This window comes from Methylobacterium sp. D48H (assembly GCF_053345715.1).
In genome coordinates this window covers 52,196-69,162 of record NZ_JBKFAP010000006.1, presented here as the reverse complement: position 1 = coordinate 69,162, position 16,967 = coordinate 52,196, and the positions used below count along the sequence as shown (strand labels likewise).

18 protein-coding genes are annotated in these 16,967 nt (G+C 73.8%); 12 read left to right on the top strand and 6 right to left on the bottom strand.

Annotated features, from left to right (window positions below):
* Window positions 1-38 precede the first annotated feature (38 nt).
* From ACLBX8_RS13310 to ACLBX8_RS13290, 5 genes are all read left to right on the top strand, one after another.
* Window positions 39-377, top strand: coding sequence for a DUF2293 domain-containing protein (locus tag ACLBX8_RS13310; RefSeq protein ID WP_042670839.1), 339 nt, complete (start codon window positions 39-41; stop codon window positions 375-377).
* Window positions 378-472: 95 nt separating this feature from the next.
* The gene (locus tag ACLBX8_RS13305; protein ID WP_020093225.1) at window positions 473-682 is read left to right on the top strand and encodes a TOBE domain-containing protein; all 210 of its coding nucleotides are present in this window, start codon (window positions 473-475) and stop codon (window positions 680-682) included.
* A 132-nt stretch (window positions 683-814) separates the two neighbouring features.
* Window positions 815-1,879 (top strand): tRNA (adenosine(37)-N6)-threonylcarbamoyltransferase complex transferase subunit TsaD, encoded by a 1,065-nt coding sequence (tsaD, locus tag ACLBX8_RS13300; protein WP_091978264.1) that lies wholly within the window; start codon window positions 815-817, stop codon window positions 1,877-1,879.
* Window positions 1,876-2,733 carry a GNAT family N-acetyltransferase gene (locus tag ACLBX8_RS13295; RefSeq protein ID WP_447699550.1) on the top strand — a complete coding sequence of 286 codons (858 nt, stop codon included), beginning with the start codon at window positions 1,876-1,878 and terminating at the stop codon, window positions 2,731-2,733. Before tsaD ends, ACLBX8_RS13295 begins: the two co-directional genes overlap by 4 nt.
* Window positions 2,730-3,728, top strand: a complete 999-nt coding sequence (locus ACLBX8_RS13290; RefSeq protein WP_091926355.1) for an NAD(P)H-dependent glycerol-3-phosphate dehydrogenase — start codon at window positions 2,730-2,732, stop codon at window positions 3,726-3,728. The genes ACLBX8_RS13295 and ACLBX8_RS13290 overlap by 4 nt, the downstream gene beginning before the upstream one ends.
* Window positions 3,729-3,753: 25 nt before the next feature.
* Here the strand turns inward: ACLBX8_RS13290 and ACLBX8_RS13285 are convergent, their stop codons facing one another.
* Window positions 3,754-6,141 carry a bifunctional diguanylate cyclase/phosphodiesterase gene (locus ACLBX8_RS13285; protein WP_447699549.1) on the bottom strand — a complete coding sequence of 796 codons (2,388 nt, stop codon included), beginning with the start codon at window positions 6,139-6,141 and terminating at the stop codon, window positions 3,754-3,756.
* A gap of 224 nt (window positions 6,142-6,365) precedes the next feature.
* Here ACLBX8_RS13285 and ACLBX8_RS13280 point away from each other — a divergent pair, with 224 nt between their 5' ends.
* Window positions 6,366-6,782, top strand: a complete 417-nt coding sequence (locus ACLBX8_RS13280; protein WP_447699548.1) for an EVE domain-containing protein — start codon at window positions 6,366-6,368, stop codon at window positions 6,780-6,782.
* Between the two features lie 27 nt (window positions 6,783-6,809).
* Here the strand turns inward: ACLBX8_RS13280 and ACLBX8_RS13275 are convergent, their stop codons facing one another.
* Window positions 6,810-8,345 (bottom strand): sensor histidine kinase, encoded by a 1,536-nt coding sequence (locus tag ACLBX8_RS13275; RefSeq protein ID WP_447699547.1) that lies wholly within the window; start codon window positions 8,343-8,345, stop codon window positions 6,810-6,812.
* A gap of 284 nt (window positions 8,346-8,629) precedes the next feature.
* Between ACLBX8_RS13275 and ACLBX8_RS13270 the strand changes: the two genes are divergently transcribed.
* The 5 genes from ACLBX8_RS13270 to ACLBX8_RS13250 all read left to right on the top strand — a co-directional run bounded on the left by ACLBX8_RS13270 (window position 8,630) and on the right by ACLBX8_RS13250 (window position 13,483).
* Window positions 8,630-9,085 (top strand): (2Fe-2S)-binding protein, encoded by a 456-nt coding sequence (locus ACLBX8_RS13270; RefSeq protein ID WP_020093218.1) that lies wholly within the window; start codon window positions 8,630-8,632, stop codon window positions 9,083-9,085.
* 59 nt (window positions 9,086-9,144) lie between these two features.
* Window positions 9,145-11,340 carry a molybdopterin cofactor-binding domain-containing protein gene (locus tag ACLBX8_RS13265; RefSeq protein ID WP_447715287.1) on the top strand — a complete coding sequence of 732 codons (2,196 nt, stop codon included), beginning with the start codon at window positions 9,145-9,147 and terminating at the stop codon, window positions 11,338-11,340.
* 137 nt (window positions 11,341-11,477) lie between these two features.
* Window positions 11,478-12,095, top strand: coding sequence for a uracil-DNA glycosylase family protein (locus ACLBX8_RS13260; RefSeq protein WP_056523320.1), 618 nt, complete (start codon window positions 11,478-11,480; stop codon window positions 12,093-12,095).
* A 287-nt stretch (window positions 12,096-12,382) separates the two neighbouring features.
* Window positions 12,383-13,075, top strand: a complete 693-nt coding sequence (pyrF, locus tag ACLBX8_RS13255) for an orotidine-5'-phosphate decarboxylase (protein WP_056523322.1) — start codon at window positions 12,383-12,385, stop codon at window positions 13,073-13,075.
* Window positions 13,076-13,138: 63 nt separating this feature from the next.
* Window positions 13,139-13,483: a DUF1330 domain-containing protein gene (locus ACLBX8_RS13250; protein ID WP_447699545.1), complete on the top strand. Its 345-nt coding sequence runs from the start codon at window positions 13,139-13,141 to the stop codon at window positions 13,481-13,483.
* Window positions 13,484-13,491: 8 nt separating this feature from the next.
* Here ACLBX8_RS13250 and ACLBX8_RS13245 read toward each other — a convergent pair whose 3' ends face one another.
* Complete coding sequence (locus ACLBX8_RS13245; RefSeq protein ID WP_020093213.1) at window positions 13,492-14,121, bottom strand: TetR/AcrR family transcriptional regulator; 630 nt, start codon at window positions 14,119-14,121, stop codon at window positions 13,492-13,494.
* 152 nt (window positions 14,122-14,273) lie between these two features.
* Between ACLBX8_RS13245 and ACLBX8_RS13240 the strand changes: the two genes are divergently transcribed.
* Window positions 14,274-15,044 carry a glucose 1-dehydrogenase gene (locus ACLBX8_RS13240; RefSeq protein WP_132367614.1) on the top strand — a complete coding sequence of 257 codons (771 nt, stop codon included), beginning with the start codon at window positions 14,274-14,276 and terminating at the stop codon, window positions 15,042-15,044.
* A gap of 91 nt (window positions 15,045-15,135) precedes the next feature.
* On the opposite strand, the gene ACLBX8_RS13235 is transcribed toward ACLBX8_RS13240, so the two are convergent.
* From ACLBX8_RS13235 to ACLBX8_RS13225, 3 genes are all read right to left on the bottom strand, one after another.
* A complete protein-coding gene (locus tag ACLBX8_RS13235) occupies window positions 15,136-15,333 on the bottom strand; it encodes a hypothetical protein (RefSeq protein ID WP_012318739.1) in 198 nt (65 codons plus the stop codon).
* Window positions 15,334-15,537: 204 nt separating this feature from the next.
* On the bottom strand, window positions 15,538-16,182 hold the full coding sequence (locus ACLBX8_RS13230) for a cysteine hydrolase family protein (protein WP_082557760.1): 645 nt from the start codon (window positions 16,180-16,182) through the stop codon (window positions 15,538-15,540).
* 98 nt (window positions 16,183-16,280) lie between these two features.
* Entirely contained in the window at window positions 16,281-16,790 is a 510-nt protein-coding gene (locus tag ACLBX8_RS13225) for a ferritin-like domain-containing protein (protein WP_056523329.1), read from the bottom strand.
* Window positions 16,791-16,967: the final 177 nt, after the last annotated feature.

Here is a 16,967-nt window from a genome sequence, read left to right as displayed (position 1 = left end):
GATCACACCTTTAAAATCATGCCGACGGCAGATCCCCGGTGAGCGCCGGTCCGCCCCTGAACCGCCGGGAGGCCGTCGCCGCGGCCCTGGCCCGCCTCGCCCCGCGCCTGCCGGATTTCGAGGCCGAGGCCGCCCTCGACCGGGCGCTGGCGAGCCCCGGCCTCCGCCGGGCCGCCCCCGAGACGGCGGCCCGCCTCGCCCTCGTGGCCTACGCGCGCCACGTCTTCACGGATTACGACGAACTCCTCGCGGAAGGCTACGACCGGGACAGCGCCCGGCACTTCGTCCTCGAAGACCTCAACGCCGCGCTCGCCGCCTGGGGCGCCGCGCCGGTCCCCGAGGACGAGCCCGGCGCGCCCGGGGCCGATCCGCGCTGAGGCGGTCGCGCCGGGCTCCGCCATGCTGTAGGAGACCGGCCCGGGGCCGACCCGCGGCCCGTTCCGGTGCCGCTCGTGGAGATTGGCAGAAGACCATGAAGATTAGCGCGCGCAACGTTCTCAAGGGTACGGTCGTCTCGGTGGAGAAGGGGGCGACCACCTCCCACGTGAGGATCGAGATCAGCCCCGGCCAGGTGGTCACCGCCTCGATCACCAACGAGGCCGTCGAGGCCCTCAAGCTCGTCGCCGGCGGTCCCGCCTACGCGGTGATCAAGGCCTCCGACGTCATGGTCGCCGTCGACTGACGACGGCTTGCGCGGCGTCCTCCGGGGAGGGGCGCCGCGCATCCACCACGCTCCGGGCCCGGGCGGGGGCCGGCCGCCTTCGCGCCGCCGCCGCCGCCGGATAGGATGAGCCCGGACCAAGGAGTTCCGCGCGTGCAGAAGACCGTGCTCGGCATCGAGACCACTTGCGATGAGACCGCCGCCGCGGTGGTGTCGGTCGACGAGGAGGGGGGCGCTCAGATCCGCGCCAACGAGGTGCTCAGTCAGATCGCCGAGCACGCGGCCTACGGCGGCGTCGTGCCGGAGATCGCCGCCCGCGCCCATGTCGAGGTGCTCGACCGGCTGATCGCCCGCGCCCTCGACCGGGCCGGGACCGGCTTCCGGGACCTCGACGGCATCGCGGTGGCGGCCGGGCCCGGGCTGATCGGCGGCGTGCTGGTCGGCCTCGTCACCGCCAAGACCCTGGCGCTCGTGACCCGCAAGCCCCTGCTCGCCGTCAACCACCTGGAGGCCCACGCCCTCACGGCGCGGCTCACCGACGGCATCGCCTTCCCCTACCTGCTGCTCCTGGTCTCGGGGGGCCACACCCAGCTCGTCGCCGTGCGCGGCGTCGGCGACTACGTGCGCCTCGGCTCCACCGTCGACGACGCCATCGGCGAGGCCTTCGACAAGGTCGCCAAGCTCCTGGGCCTCGGCTATCCCGGCGGCCCCGAGGTCGAGCGCGTGGCCGAGGCCGGCGATCCCGAGCGCTTCGCCCTGCCCCGGCCGATGCTCGGCCGCCGCGAGGCCGACTTCTCCCTCTCGGGCCTCAAGACCGCCGTGCGGATCGAGGCCGAGCGGATCGCCCCGCTGGCCGAGCGCGACGTCGCCGATCTCTGCGCGAGCTTCCAGGCCGCCGTGGTCGACGTGGTGGTGGACCGCGCCCGGGTCGCCCTGCGCGCCTTCTCGGACGTCGCCGGACGCCCGACCGCCCTGGTGGCGGCGGGGGGCGTGGCGGCCAACGGCGCCGTCCGGCGGGCGCTCGCGTCCCTCGCGGGCGAGGCGGGCCTGAGCTTCGTGGCCCCGCCCCTGCCCCTCTGCGGCGACAACGGCGCGATGATCGCCTGGGCCGGGCTGGAGCGCCTGCGCCTCGGGCTGGTGGACGACCTCACCGCCCCGGCGCGGCCCCGCTGGCCGCTGGCGGCCGCCCCGGCCCGCGCGGCGGTCCCGGCCGGATGAGCGCGGCGGACCGGCGTGCCCACTGGCGGGACCTGGTGGAGCGCCGCCTGCCCGGGGCCGCCCGGCCGGGCTGGCCGGTGCGGCTCGACCATTGCTTCGCCCGCATCCTCCTGGACCACGCCTGCGGCGGTGCCTGGCGCGACCATGTCCGCCCGCCCGCCCACGCCACCATGCCCCTCGCGCAGCTGGAGCTGGCGATCGCGCTCGGCGAGGCGGTGCTCGCGGGGCGCGCGGATCTCGCCCTCCTCAACCGCCGCTCGCTCGCGTGGCGCGGCAAGATCGCCCTCGCGCCGGTGCCCGCGGCTCTCCGCGACGGCGACCTGACCCTGCGCCGCTGGCGCCCGGAGGACGCGGCGCCGTTCGCGGCGCTCAACGCCGATCCGGCGGTGATGGCCCACTGTCCCCGGACCCGGACCGCGACGGAGAGCGAGGCCGAGGCCGGCCTCCTCGACCGCCGCTTCGTGGCGGACGGGTTCGGCCCCTGGGCCCTGGAACACGCGGGCCGGTTCGTCGGCTTCGCCGGCGCGATGCGGATCCTGCGGCCCCTGCCCTTCCCGGGCGGCGACCGGCCCGGCTCGACGGTCGAGCTGGCCTGGCGCCTCGCGCGCGACTCCTGGGGCCGCGGCTTCGCCACGCGCGCCGCGCGGCTCGCCCGCGCCGATCTCGCCGGGCGCTGCGGGATCCGCAGCGTCGTGGCCTTCACGGCGGCCGGCAACGGCCGCTCCCGCGCCGTGATGGAGCGCCTCGGCATGCGCGCGGCCGGGACATTCCCGCATCCGGCGGTGCCGGAGGGGCCGCTGCGCGACCACGTGCTCTACCGGCTGGACTGCGCCGACAGGGAGGAAGCGGCATGAGCGCCGAGACCCCGATCAACGTCGTCGGCGGCGGGGCCTGGGGCACGGCGCTGGCCAACGCCGCCGCCGGGGCCGGCCATCCCGTCACCCTCTGGCTGCGCGACCCGGGGGCCGCCGCCGCCCTGCAGGCCCAGCGGGAGAACCCGCGCTACCTGCCGGGCGTGCCGCTCCACCCGGCGATCCGGGCGACGGGCGAGGCCGCCGACCTCGCCCGTGCCCGGGCGACGCTCCTGGTCGTGCCCGCCCAGACCGTGCGCGGCGTGCTGGAATCCCTGCGCGGACCCCTGGCGACGGCCGGGCCGGTCATCCTCTGCGCCAAGGGGATCGAGCGCGGCAGCGACAGCTTCCTCAGCGCGGTGGCCGAGCAGGTCCTGCCGCCGGGAACGCCCGTGGCGGTCCTGTCCGGCCCGAGCTTCGCGATCGACGTCGCCCGCGGCCTGCCCACGGCCGTGACCCTGGCGGCGGCCGATGCCGGCCGCGCCGCCGCCCTGAGCGCGCTGCTGTCGGGACCGAGCTTCCGCCTCTACCACACCGACGACGTGCGCGGCGTCGAGATCGGCGGCGCCGGCAAGAACGTGCTCGCCATCGCCTGCGGGATCGTGGCCGGGCGCGGGCTCGGCGAGAGCGCCCGGGCGGCGCTGATCGCCCGGGCCTTCGCCGAGCTGATGCGCTTCGCCCGCACCTTCGGCGGGCGGCCCGAGACGCTGATGGGGCTCTCCGGCCTCGGCGACCTCGTGCTCACCGCCTCCTCGCCGCAATCGCGCAACTTCGCCTTCGGCCAGCGCCTCGGCGCCGGGGCGAGCCCGGCCGAGGCCGCGGGCGGCAAGCTCGCCGAGGGGGCGTTCACGGCCGCGGCGCTGGCCGGGCTGGCCGCCGCCAGGGGCATCGAGATGCCGGTGGCGGCGGCCGTCGCCGCCATCGTGGCGGGCACCGCCAGCGTCGACGACGTGATCGCCGGCCTGCTGGCCCGTCCGCTGCGCGGGGAGACCGACTGACGCCGGCCCCGGCCCGCAACCCGCGTCACGCCACCGAGGCCGCCGGCACAGCGTGGCCTTGTCCTTGGCCGTGGCCGTGGCCGTGGGTGTGGGCCGCGAAGCGCGCGATCGGCGCCGGCCGACCCAGCAGGTAGCCCTGGGCGAGGTGGCACTGCTCGCCGGCCAGGAAGGACAGCTCCTCGGCGGTCTCCACGCCCTCCGCCACCACGGCGAGCCCGAGGCCGCGCCCCAGCCCCAGGACGGAGCGCACGATCGCGGCCCCCTGCGGGTTGCTGTGGACCGCCCTGATGAACGAGCCGTCGATCTTGATCCGGTCGAACGGGAAGGCGCGCAGGTTCGACAGCGACGAGTAGCCGGTGCCGAAATCGTCCATGGCGATCCGCACGCCGAGGGCCTTGAGCTGGCGCAGGGTGAGGAGCGCCCGGGCCGGATCCCGGATCAGCGCGGTCTCGGTGATCTCGATCTCCAGGCGCTCCGCCCGCAATCCGGATTCGTACAGGGTCCCGTGGACGAACGGGACGAAGTGCGGGTTGTGGAGCTGCACCGCCGAGACGTTGACGGCGATCGCCAGCGGGTTCGGCCAGCCGGCCGCCGCCCGGCAGGCCTCCCGCAGAACCCAGGCGCCGATCTCGAGGATCGCCCCGGTCTCCTCGGCGATCGGGACGAACACGGCCGGTGAGATGCCGCCCCTGGCCGGATGGTGCCAGCGCAGCAGCGCCTCGAAGCCCGTGACCGTGCCGGACTCGATCTGGCTCTGCGGCTGGTAGACGAGCTCCAGCTCGCCCCGCGCCACCGCGTGGCGGAGGTCGTGCTCGAGCTGGCGCCTGTCGCGGATCTCGGCGCCCATGCTGGCGTCGTAGCGCCGGCAGGTGCCGCGCCCCTCGCTCTTGGCCCGGTAGAGGGCGGCGTCGGCGTGGCTCAGGAGCGCGCGCAGGTCCGCGGCGTCGTCGGGATAGACCGCGATGCCGATGCTGGTGGCGATCACCGGGCCGGAGGCGGCCGGCACCGCCGCCAGGGTGGCGAGGATCCGCTCGGCCAGCCGCTCCCCCTGTCCCTCCGCCTGCGGCGTCAGGATGGCGAACTCGTCGCCGCCGAGCCGCGCCATCAGCTGCTCGGTATCGAGGAGACCGCCGACCCGCAGCGCGAGGTCGCGCAGCATCGCGTCGCCGGCGGCGTGCCCGAACAGGTCGTTGACCTCCTTGAAGCGGTCGAGGTCCAGGCACAGCACCGCGAGCCGGCCGCCCTGGGCGTCCGCGGCGCGCATCGCGCGCTCGAGCCGGGCGTGGAAGCTCGTGCGGTTGGCGAGGCCGGTGAGCGCGTCGTGGTGGGCGAGGTAGTGGATCTCGCTCTCGGCCCGGCGCCGCGCGCGCAGGTCGCGCACCGCCACGGCGTGGTGCGGCAGGCGCCCGTACTCGGCGACCGGGCGCATGATCACCTCGACGGGAATGGGGGCGCCCGCCGCCGGGACGAGTTCGGTCTCCAGGGGCTGGTCGGCCGTCCCTGAGCCGGGCACGAGGTCCGGCAGGTAGGCGCTGAGGCTCCGGCCCGTCAGGAGGGCCGCCTCCAGGCCGGCGAGCCGGGCGAAGGCCTCGTTGGCGCTGACGATCTCGCCGCCGCGGCAGACGACGAGGCCCTCCACGGCCGCGTTGGCGAGGCTGCGCAGGCGCTCGCGCTCGAGATCGGCGCGGCGGCGCTCGCGCAGGTCGACCACGAGGGCGGCGCCGGCGAGCAGCAGAATCAGGCAGCTCGCCACCGCCACGGCCGCGGCGAGCCACCCGCTCCGGATCGCGCCCGAGGGGATCGCCACGGTGGGGTCGGGATGGAGGGTCACCGCGCCCATGCCGGCGAAGTGGTGGCCGCAGATCGCCAGGATCAGCAGCGCGGCGCCGCCGTACCGACCCCGGAACGTGGTGGCCGACAGGCCGACCACCAGGGCGGCGGCGCCGAGCCCCGCCCCGAGGCCGACCGAGACCACGACCAGCGCGGGGGTCCAGGCGAGGTGCCCCGCCACCTGATAGGCGGCCATGCCGGTGTAGTGCATCGTCGCGATGCCGCCGCCGACCACGGCGCCGCCGAGGCCCGCCTGGACCGCCCGGCCGGAGACGGCCAGGGCGAAGCCGAGCCCGGTGATCGCGACGGCGTCCACGTAGGAGAGGAGCGTCAGCCCGACGCCGTAGCCCGACGGCAGCCCGGGCTCGAAGGCGAGCATCGCCAGGAAATGCGTCGCCCAGATCCCCGATCCCCCGGCGGCGGCGGCCACCGCGACCCAGACGTAGCGGCCGCGGCCGCCGGTCCGGCCGGCATGGGTGAGGAGCTCGATCGCGGTGCCGCTCGCCAGCGCGCAGACCAGGGCCGCGAGGCCTACCAGCCACAGGTTGTGTTCGCCGATAAAGCAACCGATGACTGAGATCATGTATGCAACCGAAGATTGGTGCGTGACGCGCTATACGGCTATTTGCATGCAGAATTTAATATTTGCCCAAGGCTTGCGATAGCAGAGCTGCGGCGTTCTACGCGGGTTCTGCTTGACCGCCGGTCCCGCGCGCGGCCGGGGCCGGACCGGCCTGTTCCCGGGAGGCGAAGCTGGGCTATGGCGGGGCGCGCCGCCCGGCCGGGCGGTCTACTGGGACTTCAGCGATGGCGTACTGGCTGTTCAAATCCGAGCCCGCGACCTGGTCGTGGGATCAGCAGGTCGCGGCCGGGGAGGCCGGCACGCACTGGAACGGCGTGCGCAACCACCTCGCCAAGAAGCAGCTGATGGCCATGCAGATCGGCGAGGAGGGCTTCTTCTACCACTCGAACGAGGGCAAGGCGGTGGTGGGCATCGTGGCGGTGATCCGCGCCTACTATCCCGACCACACCGACGAGACCGGCCGCTTCGGCATGGTCGACGTCAGGGCCGTGCGGGCGCTGCCGAGCCCGGTCACGCTCGAGGCGATCAAGGCCGACGCGGCGCTCGCCGACATGGTGCTGGTCAACAATTCCCGGCTGTCGGTGCAGCCGGTGACCGAGGCCGAGTGGGCGCGGGTCTGCGCCCTCGGCGGTCTCGGCTGAGCCGGGGCGCGCGGCCCGACGGGCCGCTCAGGCGGCGCGGTTGAGGGGGCCGCGCACGGGGCCCACGAAGTCCGGCTCGACCTCGACCGGCGGCAGCGTGTCCATGACCCGGGCGGCCGGCAGGGTCACCACCACCTCGGTGCCCTCGCGGGGCTTGGAGGACAGCTGGAACTGCCCGCCGTGCAGCTCCACGAGGCCCTTCACGATCGGAAGGCCGAGGCCGGAGCCCTGCTCGGCGGTCTTGATCGCGAGCGAGCCGCGCCCGAACGAGGACAGGACCGTGCCGAGCTCGTCCTCGGGGATGCCCGGGCCGCTGTCCTTCACCGAGACGTACTGCCCGCCCGAGGCGGTCCAGCCGACCTTCAGCCAGATCTCGCCGCCCGGGGGCGTGAACTTCACGGCGTTCGACAGCAGGTTCAGGACGATCTGGCGCAGAGCCCGCTCGTCGGCCCAGAGCCGCGGCAGCGAGCCGTCGACGAGATCGTGGAAGGTCTGGTTCTTCGCCTTGGCCCGCAGGCCCATCATGTGGCGGCACTCCTCGACCACGTGGGCGAGCTGCACAGGTTCCTCGTTCAGCTCGTAGCGCCCCGCCTCGATCCGCGACAGGTCGAGGATCTCGTTGATCAGGTTCAGGAGGTGCATCCCGCTGTCGTGGATGTCGTGCGAGTACTCGCGGTAGGACGGCGCCGTATGGGTGCCGAACACCTCGTTCTTCATCACCTCCGAGAAGCCCAGGATGGCGTTGAGCGGCGTGCGCAGCTCGTGGCTCATCGTGGCGAGGAAGCGCGACTTGGCGAGGTTGGCCTCCTCGGCCCGGCGGCGGGCCTCGTCCGAATTGGCCTTGGCCTGCTCCAGCTCGCCGAACACCGCGTCCTTCTCGGCGCGGGAGCGCAGGGCGCCCACCGTCGAGGTGTAGAGGCGGCGGGACAGGCCGAGGAAGAAGACCTGCGCCCCGCCGGCCATGACCACCAGCATCAGCAGGTCCATCCCGCGGGAGAAGGCCGCGAGCGAGGCGGTGGCGAGGGCCAGCGGCACCAGGGCGGCGACGGCGGCGAGCGGCACCGTCGCGGCCAGCATGGTGGTGACCGCGGAGGCGATGACGAGGCCGAACAGCGCGAAGGTCCAGCCGCCGGTGGTTCCGAGCCCGATCATCGCGGCCCACGACAGGCTCTGCAGCACCTCGCCGACCAGGAAGCGGCGGCGCCAGCGGGCGAGCGGGATCGTCGCCGGGTCGGCGCGGAGGAAGCGCCGGCTCAACGTCGTGTTGAGCGAGATCATCAGGACCACGCCGAGCGCCCAGATCGCCGCCACCGGCGGCGCGATCCAGAAGGTCGACGCCGTGGCCAGCACCGCCGCGAACCCCACCAGCGGGATGCCCGCGCCGACCCGGTACTGGGCGTAGTGGCGCAGCAGCTCGTAGTCGAAGGCCCGTTCGAGGCCGGTCCGCGAGGTCAGCTTCTCCCGGGCCGAGCGGATTTCCCGGGCGACCCCGCGGCGGCGCGCCGCCTCCTCCGTCGAGGGGCCGCGACCGCGCTGGACCATCTCGACGGTGAGATCGGACATGCGCGTCTTCAAACTCGGCTCGAATGCGCGGACGGGCGGCGGTGGCGGGGAAGCACTCCGTGAGGATGGGGCGGATATGTTAAGAAGCGGCTGCCGACATCCCTGCAATCTTAAGCATCGCGGGCTGTATCGAGACTGTCGTGCCGCCGGATCGACGTGCGGTGCCGCACATCGTGTCGGGGTCCGCGCCCGCTAGTCTCGGGTGGAGGCCCGCCGGCCCGAGCGCGGTCGCACGCCGCGATCCGGGGCGCCCGGACACGCGCGTCGAGAGAGGGTCGCCGACCATGCCGAATCTCACCGTCAACGGCGTCGCGCACGCGATCGACGCCGATCCCGACATGCCCCTGCTCTGGGTGCTGCGCGACCGGCTCGACGCCACCGGCACCAAGTACGGCTGCGGCATCGCGCAGTGCGGCGCCTGCACGGTCCACCTCGACGGCCAGCCGGTCCGGGCCTGCCAGACGCGCCTGGGCGATGTCGGCGCCGCGCAGGTGACGACCATCGAGGGCGTGTCGGGCCGGGTGGCCGAGGCCGTCCAGGCGGCTTGGCGCAAGCTCGACGTGGTCCAGTGCGGCTACTGCCAGTCCGGCCAGATCATGTCGGCGATCGGCCTGCTCTCGGGCAACGCCAAGCCCACCGACGCCGACATCGACGGTGCCATGGACGGCAACATCTGCCGCTGCGGCACCTATCAGCGCATCCGCGCGGCGATTCACGAGGCCGCGCGCAGCCTCGCCTGATCCGTCCCGGCGCCCACCTTCCCGCCCTCCCCCGCGGTCCCGACCGGAGCCTCGCCGCCATGCTGAACGCCCGTCGACCGAACCCCCTCCCCGTCCGTCCGAGCCGCCGCGGCCTGCTGGCGGGCGCCGGCGCCCTCGTGGTCGCGTTCCGGCTCGACCCGAAACCCGCCCGCGCCGCGCCCGGCCCGAACCTCGCCGACGTGAAGGCGCAGCCCAACGCCTTCGTGCGGATCGGCGCGGACGACACCGTCACGGTGGTGATCAAGCACCTCGACATGGGCCAGGGGAACACGACCGGGCTCGCCACGATCCTGGCCGACGAGCTCGGCGCCGACTGGCGACACGTCCGCACCGAGTTCGCGCCCGCCGACGCGGCGCTCTACAACAACACCCTGATGGGCCCGATCCAGGGCACCGGCGGCTCGACCGCGGTGGCCAATTCCTGGTTCCAGCTGCGCAAGGCCGGCGCGGCCGCCCGCGAGATGCTGATGGCCGAGGCCGCCTTCCGCTGGAAGGTGCCGGTCTCCCAGATCACGGTCGCCGACAGTCTCGTGCGCCACGCCCCGTCCGGCCGGCAGGCCCGGTTCGGGGAGCTCGCGGCCTCGGCCGCCTCGCTGCCGGTGCCGTCCGAGCCGCGGCTCAAGGACCCGAGCGAGTGGACGCTGATCGGCCAGACGGTGCCGCGCCTCGATTCCGTCGCCAAGACGAACGGCACGGCGGTCTACTCCCTCGACATCCGCCGCCCGAACCAGGTCACGGCCCTCGTCGCCCGGGCCCCGCGCTTCGGCGCCACCGTGAAGAGCTTCGACGCCGCGGCCGCCCGGAAGGTCGCGGGCGTCCTCGACGTGGTGCAGGTACCGACCGGCGTGGCGGTGATCGCCCGCGACACGTGGTCGGCCATGAAGGGCCGCGAGGCGCTGACCGTCGCCTGGGACGACAGCACCGCCGAGACCCGCTCGTCCGACGCGATCCTGGCCGAGTACCGCGAGCGCGCCAAGGGTCCCGGCCTGACGGCCTCCGAGCGCGGCGACCCGCAGGCGGCGCTCAAGGGCGCCGCCAAGGTCGTCGAGGCCGAGTTCACCTTCCCCTACCTCGCCCACGCGGCGATGGAGCCCCTGAACGCCACGATCGAGAAGGGGGCCGACGGCGGCTACGACGTCTACGCGGGCTTCCAGTTCCAGACCGTCGAGCAGGCCACCATGGCGGCGATCCTCGGCGTGACGGCCGACCGGGTCCGGCTGCACAGCAACTGGGCCGGCGGCTCGTTCGGGCGCCGGGCGACGCCCACCGCCGACTACCTCGCGGAAGCCGCCACCGTCTTCAAGGCGTCCGGCGAGAAGGCCCCCCTCCACCTCGTCTGGACCCGCGAGGACGACATGGCCGGCGGCTATTACCGCCCGACCGTGCTGCACAGGGTCCGGGCCGGCATCGACGGCAAGGGCGCGGTGGTCGGCTGGGACCACGTGATGGTCGGCAAGTCGATCATGATCGGCTCGCCCTTCGAGGCGATGATCGTCAAGAACGGCATCGACGCCACCACCGTGGAGGGCGCCTCCGACACCGCCTACGCGCTGCCGGCCTACCGGTTCGGCGTCCATAACGGCCGCGAGGGCGTGCCGGTCCTGTGGTGGCGCTCGGTCGGCCACACCCACACGGCCCACGTGATGGAGGTGATGATCGACGAGCTGGCCCACGCCGCCAACGTCGATCCGGTCGCCTACCGGCTCTCCCTCCTGACCCAGGCGCCGCGGCTGGCCGGCGTGCTCAAGCTCGCCGCCGAGAAGGCTGGCTGGAGCGCCAAGCCGCAGGACCAGGGCCGCGGCCTCGGGGTGGCGGTCCACGAATCCTTCGGCTCCTACGTCGCCATGGTGGCCGACGTCACGGCGCACGACGCCGCGATCCGCGTCAACCGGATCGTGGCGGCGGTGGATGTCGGCGTTCCGGTCAACCCGGACGTGATCCGCGCGCAGGTCGAGGGCGCGGTGGGCTTCGCCCTGTCGGCGGTGCTGCGCAACCGCATCACCCTCAAGGACGGGCAGGTGCAGGAGCACAATTTCGACGCCTACGAGCCGACCCGGATGAGCGAGATGCCGAAGGTGGAAGTGCACATCGTGCCGAGCCAGGCGGCGCCCACCGGGATCGGTGAGCCGGGCGTGCCCGTGCTCGGGCCGTCGATCGCCAACGCGGTCTTCGCCGCGACCGGCCGGCGCCTGCGCTCGCTGCCGCTCGACCTCTCCGGCGTGAAGGGCGCGTGAGGAAACGCACGTTCCGCCGGCCCGGATCGGCGTAGGAAGGGTGGGCCTTCCCCCCAAGGCAAGAGACCCGACTGACGACGGCGCGGCGCGACACCGCGCCGTTTCTTTTTCGCGCGCCGCGACGCCATCTCCGGGCCATGCCCGCCTTCGACGACACCGCCGCGCGCCTACGCGCCTGCCGCCTCTGCCGCGACACGCCGCGCTACGGGCCGCCCCTGCCCCAGGAGCCCCGGCCGATCGTCCAGGGCTCGGCCACGGCCCGCCTCTGCATCGCCAGCCAGGCCCCCGGCACCCGCGCCCACCGCACCGGGCAGCCCTTCACCGACCCGTCGGGCGTGCGGCTGCGCGCCTGGCTCGGCCTCGACGCGGCGCGGTTCTACGATCCCGCCCGGGTGGCCATCGTGCCGATGGGGTCGTGCTTCCCCGGCCTCGACGCCAAGGGCGGCGACCGGCCGCCCCGCCGGGAATGCGCCGAGCGCTGGCGGGCGGAACTCTTCTCCGGCCTGCCGGACCTGGAGCTGATCCTGGTGATCGGCCAGTACGCGCAGGGCTGGCACCTCGGGCGGATGGAGGGCGGCCTCACCGGGACGGTGCGGCGCTGGCGGGAGATCCTGGCCGAGCCGCGCCGCCCCCGGGTCCTGCCCCTGCCCCACCCGTCCTGGCGCAACAACGGCTGGCTGAAGCGCGAGCCCTGGTTCGAGGCGGAGCTGCTGCCGGTGCTGCGCGCCGAGGTGGCGCGGGTGATGGCGGGGTGATGGCGGGGTGAGGGGCCATCGGGGCCTCGTCCCGACAGCGACGACATGCGCGTGCCAAATCGCTCGGGACTGAAGGGGCGCGCCCGTCCTTGCGAGCGCAGCGAAGCAATCCAGCGACACATCAAATCCGAGACCGGCGCGCCGCCCTGGATTGCTTCGCTGCGCTCGCAAGGACGGCGCGGGTCGGGGCGCGCACGGCGGGTCGGGGACGGCGTCGCCCGGACCCGCCCGCATTGACAGGCATCGCCGGCGCGTGATCCGTGCCGCGACCCCCGAAGGACGCGCCGATGACCGAGATTGCCGACCCCCGCGACCGCCTGATCGTGGCCCTCGACCTGCCGAGCGTGCAGGCCGCCGAGGCGCTGATCGACCGGATCGGCGACGCCGCGACCTTCTACAAGATCGGCTACCAGCTCGGCTACGCGGGCGGCCTCGCCCTGGCCGAGCGGCTGGCGGCCCGCGGGCTCAAGGTCTTCCTCGACCTGAAGCTCCACGACATCGGCAACACCGTCGAGGAGGGCGTGCGCTCGGCCTCGGGCTCCGGCGCCACCTTCCTCACCGTCCACGCCTACCCGCAGACCATGCGGGCGGCGGTCCGCGGCCGGGGCGCGGGACTCAGGATCCTCGCCGTGACGGTGCTCACCTCCTACGACGACGCCGACGCCGCGGAGGCCGGCTACGGCCTGCCGGTGGCGGAGCTCGTCGCCAAGCGCGCCGCGCAGGCGGCCGAGATCGGCATCGACGGCCTCGTCTGCTCGGCCGCCGAGGCGGGCGCGGTCCGGCGCGTCGTCGGTCCGGACCGGCTGATCGTCACCCCGGGCATCCGCCCGGCGGGCGCCGCGGCCGGCGACCAGAAGCGGGTCATGACGCCGGGCGACGCCCGCCGGGCCGGGATCGACCACGTGGTGGTCGGCCGCCCGATCACCGGCGCCGCCGACCCCCGCGCGGTGGCGCGGGCGATCGTGGCGGACCTCGCCTGATCCGAGCGGGATTGCCTTCGGGCGGAGCGGTCCCACTTCGCTCCGCAGGGCAGGAGACGCAGCATGACCAAGGGCTACTGGATCGCGCGGGTCGATGTCCGCGACGGGGAGGCCTACAAGGACTACGTGGCGGCCAACGGCGCGGCCTTCGCCAAGTTCGGCGGCCGGTTCCTCGTGCGCGGCGGCGCCCACGAGGCGGTGATGGGCCCGGCCCGGTCCCGCAACGTGGTGATCGAGTTCCCGAGCTACGCCGACGCCCTCGCCTGCTGGAACTCCGACCTCTACCAGGCCGCCAAGGCCAAGCAGCGCGGCGGCGTCGAGGCCGAGATCCTGGTGATCGAGGGCTATGACGGGCCGCAGCCCAGCGCCTCCGAGCCGGCGCCGGAGGCGGGGCCGGCCTCCGAGTAGGCGGCGCGCTACGGGAGCGACCCGCGCGGCGCGAGGCTCCGCAGCAGGAACGCCGTCATCGCCGCCATGGGCGGCACCGGCTGGAGGGTGGAGCAGCCCACCAGCAGCGGGTGGGTGTAGCGGGCGATGGCGACGTGGACGCAGGCGGCCGCCTCGGCGGGATCGGCCGCCTCGAACTCGCCCCGCGCCACCCCGTCGCGGATGATCCGCTCGAACCCGGCGGTGATCCGGGCGACGTGGTGGCGGCAGACGTCCCAGCTCTCCGCCATCGCCGCCTCGATCATCTCGTGCAGGCGGGGAAACGTCTCGCAGCGCCGGGTGGAGTCGCGATGCAGGGCCTCGATCGCCGCCGCGAGGCGCGCGGTGGCGTCGAGGCCCGGCCGGTCGGCGATGCCGAGGATCACCGCCTCGCTCTCGCCGATCAGCCGCTCCAGCACCGCCTCGTTGATCGCCTTCTTCGACTCGAAGAAGCGGTAGACGTTGGCCGGGCTCATCTTCAGCGTCCGGGCGATGTCGGCCACGGTCGTCTTCTGGTAGCCGATCTCGCGGAAATACGTGCCCGCCGTCGCGAGGATGCGGCTCCGCGTGTCGGGCGCGCACTCCTCCGCGAGCGAGCGGGTCGTATCTTCGAGGGACATGCGACCTCACTAGGCCATGCGGCGGCGGGGCGTCAAAGACGCGAACCCGGATCGGGTTCCCCTGCGGCGGCTGCGCGCGCCCGGAACCGGCCCGGCCGGCGCCCATTGCCCAGGCACCCCGCCGCGACGGCGGCGTCAGCGAGAGATCCGCGATGCGCTTCACCGACACCCGCGCCCTGGTCACCGGGGCCGATTCCGGCATCGGGCAGGCGACCGCGGAACTGCTCGCCCGCGCGGGCGCCGACGTGGCCATCACCTATCACAGCGACGCGGAGGGCATCCGCGAGACCGCCGCGCGGGTCGAGGCCGCGGGCCGGCGGGCGCTGGTGCTCCAGCTCGACGTCGGCGACCCGGCGGCGGTCACGGCGGCCTTCGACCGCATCGGCAGCGAGTTCGGCACCCTCGACATCCTCGTGGCCAATGCTGGGCAGGCCATGAGCGGGATGCCGGTCGCCGAGATGGACGACGCGGTGCTGGAGCGGATCCTGCGGGTGAACCTCATGGGGCCGCTGTTCTGCGCCCGCCCCTTCATCCGGATGCGCCGGGCCCAGGGCGGCAACGGGAAGATCGTATTCGTCTCCTCCGTGGCCCAGCACCTGCCCACGCCGGAGAGCGCCCCCTACGGCATGTCGAAGGCCGGGCTCGGCTCCCTCTGCCGGTCCCTGTCGCGCGAACTCGCGGAGGACCGGATCAACGTCAACAACGTCGCCCCGGGCCTGATCGAGACGCCGATGACCGCCGACCGGTTCGAGAAGCCGGAGGTTCTCGACGAGTCCCTGGAGCGGATCCCGTGGCACCGGGCCGGCCAGCCCGAGGAGATCGCCCGGGCGATCCTCTACCTCGCCTCGGAGGACGCCGCCTACGTCACCGGCCACACCCTGGTGGTCGATGGCGGCCTGACGATGCAGTGGGGCGGCGCCTGAGCGGCGCCCGGAACGACGAAGCGCGGCGCAGGGGTCACGCCCGGCGCCGCGTCGAAGGGTCTGCGATCTGCGGCTCGCGCGTGGCCGCGCCTCAGGAGCCGAACTGCGAACCCAGGCGCTCGAGGTACTCGGCCAGATCGACGCCCCCGACGCGCTTGCCGTAGTCGAAGCGCATGCCCTGGCGGATGTCGACGCTCGCGTCCCGCGTGGTCAGGGTGAAGGGACGGACGCAGACCCAGGCCCCGTCGCGGCGGTGCTCGAAGTAGCCGAGGATCTCGTGCTTGGCCATAACCTTTCCTCCGGAACCCTGTTCGGGAACATAACGGTCTCACTGGCCACCGGTTCATGCGCTGCGACTGTTTTTCGCGTGCGCGGCCGCACGGATCGAGTGTTCGTGAGCCGGGGTGGCCGGCGGAGCCGGGCCGAGAACTCGCCTTGAGCTTGGCCATTACAGATCGGATGCTCGGGCACGGCGGGAGGGCGCGCGGCCGGCTCAGTGCCAGCGGTCGAGGATCTCGGCGGTCGTCATCGTCTCGACCTGGTGGCCGTACCGCATCCGGTACATCAGCAGGAGGGCGTCGTGCGCCTCGTCGCAGGAACTGCACAGGCCGTCGGTGGCCAGCACGATCCGGTAGCCGAGATCGACCCCGCCGAGCACGGCGGCCAGCACGCAGACGTCGGTCTCGGCGCCTGTGACGATCAGCGTGTCGACCCCCCGCGCGCGCAGGCGCGCGTCGAGACCCGTCTCGAGCCAGGGCGAGTAGACGGTCTTGTCGACGATCTCGGCGGGCGGAGCCAGTCGGGCGAGGTCCGGGACGAGGTCGATCAGGCCCGGGTCGAGGCGCTCCCGGGTCATGCCGGCCCAGCGCCGCGAGTAGGTCGCCCAGGTCCCGCGGCCCTCGCCCGGCCGGGCGGCCGGGATGAAGCGGGTGAAGACGGTCCGCTCCGGATGCGCCGCCGCGAGGCGGCAGACATGGGGCAGGACGCGGTTCATCCACGGGGTCTGCCAGTCGGTGGGCTCGGCGAACATGCGCTGCATGTCCACGCAGAGGTGGACGCACCCCCTCCCCAGGGCCCCGCCGGCGGTTTCCGGCTCCGGCCGGGGACTGTCCGTCGATGGGCGGCTTCCGATGTCCATGGGCGCGCGATCAGACCGGGTCAGCGTGGCTCGGGTAGCGGGCGAAGGTGGTACGGGAGGCCGTCCCCGCCCGGTCTCGGGGCGGGGACGGCGGGACCTCAGCGGTCGGCCTTGGCGCCGGATACCGTCAGGGAGAGGTAGCGCTCGGTGGTCGGGCGGATCAGCTTGCGCACCGCCTCCGCCATGGCCTGCTCCTCCTTGAGGGACTGCTCGAACGCCGTCCGGTGGCCCTGCTGGCCGGCGGCGTCGCCGATGGTGAGCAGCGACTCGTAGGCGGCGATCTCGAAATTCTCGAAGGCGTGGTTGGCGTAGGTGTTCTTCAGGATCTCGTCCTGGGCCGGCGTGTGACCCAGCGCCATCATGTTGCCGACGAAGCCCAGGAAGCCCTCCTTGAGGGTCGAGGGGCTGTCGCCCAGACTCTGGAGCGCCTCCTCCAGCCGGTGGCGCTGCCCGTGCGTCTCCTCGATGTGGCGGCGCAGGGCCTGCTCCATCTCGGGATAGCGCTCCAGGCGCTCGACCTGCCGCTCCATGATCTGCAGCGCCTGCATCTCCACAGCATGGGTGTTCTTCAGGGCCGTGACGTAGATCTCGCGGGCGTCCGTGGTCATGGCGTTCACCTCTCAGCAGTTGTGAGCGCGGGGCTCATTCAACCGGCAAACACGGGTGCCGCACGGCCAAGTTCCGGTCGGAAGGTCGCAGGCGCGGGGGGCGCCGGTCCCGGACGGGCCGCACGAGACCGGACAGCCGGTGCCGGTCGACGAAGCCGGGGCGGCGCGCATCGAGCG

Bases quoted from the DNA above. Each gene is read 5' to 3' on its own strand.
- ACLBX8_RS13305 (WP_020093225.1), top strand. From the start codon at position 473: ATGAAGATTAGCGCGCGCAACGTTCTCAAGGGTACGGTCGTCTCGGTG.
- ACLBX8_RS13295 (WP_447699550.1), top strand. From the start codon at position 1,876: ATGAGCGCGGCGGACCGGCGTGCCCACTGGCGGGACCTGGTGGAGCGC.
- ACLBX8_RS13290 (WP_091926355.1), top strand. From the start codon at position 2,730: ATGAGCGCCGAGACCCCGATCAACGTCGTCGGCGGCGGGGCCTGGGGC.
- ACLBX8_RS13285 (WP_447699549.1), bottom strand. From the start codon at position 6,141: ATGATCTCAGTCATCGGTTGCTTTATCGGCGAACACAACCTGTGGCTG.
- ACLBX8_RS13280 (WP_447699548.1), top strand. From the start codon at position 6,366: ATGGCGTACTGGCTGTTCAAATCCGAGCCCGCGACCTGGTCGTGGGAT.
- ACLBX8_RS13275 (WP_447699547.1), bottom strand. From the start codon at position 8,345: ATGTCCGATCTCACCGTCGAGATGGTCCAGCGCGGTCGCGGCCCCTCG.
- ACLBX8_RS13270 (WP_020093218.1), top strand. From the start codon at position 8,630: ATGCCGAATCTCACCGTCAACGGCGTCGCGCACGCGATCGACGCCGAT.
- ACLBX8_RS13265 (WP_447715287.1), top strand. From the start codon at position 9,145: ATGCTGAACGCCCGTCGACCGAACCCCCTCCCCGTCCGTCCGAGCCGC.
- ACLBX8_RS13260 (WP_056523320.1), top strand. From the start codon at position 11,478: ATGCCCGCCTTCGACGACACCGCCGCGCGCCTACGCGCCTGCCGCCTC.
- pyrF (WP_056523322.1), top strand. From the start codon at position 12,383: ATGACCGAGATTGCCGACCCCCGCGACCGCCTGATCGTGGCCCTCGAC.
- ACLBX8_RS13250 (WP_447699545.1), top strand. From the start codon at position 13,139: ATGACCAAGGGCTACTGGATCGCGCGGGTCGATGTCCGCGACGGGGAG.
- ACLBX8_RS13245 (WP_020093213.1), bottom strand. From the start codon at position 14,121: ATGTCCCTCGAAGATACGACCCGCTCGCTCGCGGAGGAGTGCGCGCCC.
- ACLBX8_RS13240 (WP_132367614.1), top strand. From the start codon at position 14,274: ATGCGCTTCACCGACACCCGCGCCCTGGTCACCGGGGCCGATTCCGGC.
- ACLBX8_RS13235 (WP_012318739.1), bottom strand. From the start codon at position 15,333: ATGGCCAAGCACGAGATCCTCGGCTACTTCGAGCACCGCCGCGACGGG.
- ACLBX8_RS13230 (WP_082557760.1), bottom strand. From the start codon at position 16,182: ATGGACATCGGAAGCCGCCCATCGACGGACAGTCCCCGGCCGGAGCCG.
- ACLBX8_RS13225 (WP_056523329.1), bottom strand. From the start codon at position 16,790: ATGACCACGGACGCCCGCGAGATCTACGTCACGGCCCTGAAGAACACC.